Raw genomic sequence first — 2,333 nt, forward strand, 5'->3', positions numbered from 1 at the left:
TCACATTAAGCCGCTCGCAGGCTCGCTGGGACAGTAACACGTGGGCTCTGTCGCTTCGCTCGAATTTTAGCCCACGTGTTACTGCCCCTTATGTGGGTGCTGGGGGATCCCCTCATAATTCAGGCATACCGGTAACGTGAACCCGCTGAATATATTGGGCTATTGCCCAGCGAATTTCCGTCATTGAAACGGGATAGTCTTGCCGCCGTTTTCGTACTTCCCGCCCCAATCTTATCAGTGATAGCACAGGGCGATGTCGGATAGTATTGGCTTGGAAGGCCCGCTGCCATTGATGCTTTCTTGCAATGATACCGAGCAGTCGTAACAGCCACTCGGCAAGCATAGCAATGAGCAACAGTATGTCGAAGCGTTTAGGACAACGTGTTCTGCTATGACGCAGCCCTAAGCCGTATTGAGGGCTTTTGATATCGCGGAAACTTTCTTCTATTTGCATTCGCTTAGCATAGAGGTTGACGAGCTTCTTTGAGGTCAGCGATTCGGCAGGAATATTCGTTGCCAGTAGCCAGGGCTCTTTGCTGCTATCACGATAATTTTGTTGTGCATTGTGATGACGACCCGCTTTAGAAGAACGTTGGTCTTTACGCCCTCTGGATTTAGCTTTATACAAATGTAGATAGGCATCAATAGGCCTTTTACGCCCTAATGCGCCGCAGCCCAGGTAACGCGCTTTAGCGTTAGTCGAGGGATAAAATGACTTGTTACTACGCCATTTAGATTGGCCATGTTCACGAAAGCCGACTTCACCGCGTACACGCCCAAGCCAGAACCATCCCAGCTTTTCAACTTCCCTGAACCAGGTGTTGCGATAACCCGCATCGGTGACGATAAGAGGACAACAGCGCTCTGGCAGTATGGATGCCAGTTCTCGTAGAAAGGGATTGTGGCTGACCGGTGAGTTATATTGGGAAAATGGAAATACTCGCTCATAGAGGATGACTGAGCGCCCTTCAAAACTCACCGAGGCACGTAGAGTTTGATGACGCATTTGTTCTCTTACATCAGACCAATCAATGAGAATTATCGGCATTGGGTTTGCCCCACAAAGGAGTCGTGCATGCCAGCGGTAAACATCCAGTCTCTCGTTGTATAAAGCATGATTACCAAGCAAACGGTCAATACGTTTAATGTTGTGCTTAGCGGCAACGGCCCCGGTGATATTCCGCCCCAATTCGGTAAGCGACAGTTGCTGTCCATCCAGCAATGATTGCACAGCAACCATTAGAGAAGAGAGACGTTTTTGATGTATATTGGCGCATTGATTTTTAAGTAAATCATGTAAGATAGAGATATCACGCATGGTGTGTTGTTCTGGTATGTTTTTGGCGAAATGAATTAGATAAAATTGCGCCATGCGTGTCTATATCATTGAATCTGCTTTAATTTATGAGGGGATTCGTTAGATGCGGGTGTTAGCTGCCAAAATGTGAATCGAGCTTATCTAGAATTTCTAAACCTCTCTTTTTATCTCCAGTAGCAGCAATCGCCTTAAATCTTACCTCAGTATCAAATTCAGCTATCGCTTGTGTAGTCAATTCTTCTATCAACTTGTTTAAGCTCAACTTTTTATGCGCAGCCAAAGCCTTCAGTCGATTATGCTTATCGTCTGGTAAACGTACGGTTAAAGTGGACATATCAAACTCCTCTCAAATATTCTTCAGGCGCTAACACTCTCAAACCATCAAATCGTAATTCCGCATTTCGCAGGTCTTTTAGGTTATTCGTAATAATGCTCTCGGCATTACCGGCTACTGCAAGTTCAATAAGAAAGTTATCGCCTTCATCTTTTAAATTTGGCCGCCACAAATAATGTATCTGCACCCATTCACAAACACTAAAAAATGCTGCAAGTAATTCGTTTACTTCGTCTTGTGTAAGCGGGCACAACTCTTTAATTTTGTCTCGCTTACTGACGGCTTCATATTCCAAAAATAAGGTTGTGCTAATCAGTGGTTTCAACTGACCTAGCAAGCATTGCCGCACCACTTCTCGTGCTGGGCCCGTTTTGCCAATCAGGGCGCTAATAAGTACACTGGTGTCAATAACTACTTTATTCATACTTTATATGCTAGCGTATATGCTATCACTTTTCAATTTGACAGTGGCAGCTAACAAACAAATGTTGGGGACACAAACGCGCGGGCTCTGCTTCGCAGTATAGCCCACGCGTTTGTGCCGCCAAATTAGGGCGTTAGTTGCCTACAGGAAATTTTTGCTTCTGGTGTAAAACCCTGAGAACATGAATTACGTCTTCTCTTACGAAGTACGAAACAATCATTGATACCTCTGGAATAATCAAAAGCCGTCCAGGTATT

At 45.1% G+C, this 2,333-nt stretch carries 3 protein-coding genes; all 3 read right to left on the bottom strand.

Features of this window, described 5'->3' with window-relative positions; genetic code table 11:
- Nucleotides 1-112: 112 nt before the first annotated feature.
- Complete coding sequence (locus tag AC27IB_RS23395; protein WP_487124038.1) at nucleotides 113-1,318, bottom strand: IS4 family transposase; 1,206 nt, start codon at nucleotides 1,316-1,318, stop codon at nucleotides 113-115.
- Nucleotides 1,319-1,430: 112 nt separating this feature from the next.
- Nucleotides 1,431-1,652 (bottom strand): toxin-antitoxin system HicB family antitoxin, encoded by a 222-nt coding sequence (locus AC27IB_RS23400; protein WP_296052589.1) that lies wholly within the window; start codon nucleotides 1,650-1,652, stop codon nucleotides 1,431-1,433.
- Nucleotide 1,653: 1 nt separating this feature from the next.
- Entirely contained in the window at nucleotides 1,654-2,076 is a 423-nt protein-coding gene (locus tag AC27IB_RS23405) for a putative toxin-antitoxin system toxin component, PIN family (protein ID WP_296052591.1), read from the bottom strand.
- Between the last annotated feature and the right edge of the window lie 257 nt (nucleotides 2,077-2,333).

The sequence above is a fragment of the Alteromonas sp. 4NH20-0104 genome (assembly GCF_057547795.1).